1 protein-coding gene and 1 pseudogene are annotated in these 772 nt (G+C 69.9%); both read left to right on the forward strand.

Features of this window, described 5'->3' with window-relative positions; genetic code table 11:
• A pseudogene (locus MZTS_RS24695) lies at positions 1–382 on the forward strand (acetyl-CoA carboxylase biotin carboxyl carrier protein); the annotation flags it as partial.
• Positions 383–392: 10 nt separating this feature from the next.
• On the forward strand, positions 393–772 hold a 380-nt coding region (locus tag MZTS_RS24700; protein ID WP_281397104.1), incomplete at its 3' end, for a biotin carboxylase N-terminal domain-containing protein.

The following is a 772-nucleotide window of genomic DNA, read 5'->3' on the forward strand; positions in this document are numbered from 1 at the left end:
GGCAGCCCGCTGACCCGGGTCCCACGTAAGCAAGGACCGCCAGCGTTTCAGGGCCCCTCCCCCCTGCCGGCGGCCGGCGCGGCGGCCCCGGCCGTGTGCGCCGGCCGCGGCCCTGGCGCCCACCACCGCCAAGACCGGTGCGGGCCATCCCGGCGCCGTGCCCTCCCCCATGGTCGGCACCGCCTATCTGCGCCCCTCACCGGACGCCAAGCCGTTCATCGAAATCGGCACGAAGGTCCAGGCCGGCGACAAGCTGCTGCTGGTCGAGGCCATGAAGACCTTCAACGAAATCGTCGCGCCCCGCGCCGGTACGGTGACCGCGATCTTCGTCGAGGACGGGATGCCGGTCGAGTACGGCGAAGCCCTCCTCGTTCTCGAGTAGCCTCCCCGCGATGTTCGATAAGATCCTGATCGCCAACCGCGGCGAGATCGCGCTCCGCATCCTGCGGGCGGCGAAGGAACTCGGTATCGCCACCGTCGCGGTCCACTCGACGGCGGATGCCGACGCCATGCATGTGCGGCTTGCCGACGAGAGCGTCTGCATCGGCCCGCCCGCCGCCCGCGACAGCTACCTCAACATCCCCTCGATCATCGCGGCCTGCGAGATCACCGGGGCGGATGCGGTGCATCCGGGCTACGGCTTCCTGTCCGAGAACGCCCGCTTCGCCGACGTGCTGGCCCATCACAATATCGGCTTCATCGGCCCCAAGGCCGACCATATCCGGGTGATGGGCGACAAGATCGAGGCCAAGCGCACCGCCAAGCGCCTCGG

Source organism: Methylorubrum zatmanii (assembly GCF_014845115.1).
Classification (GTDB): Bacteria; Pseudomonadota; Alphaproteobacteria; order Rhizobiales; family Beijerinckiaceae; genus Methylobacterium; species Methylobacterium zatmanii.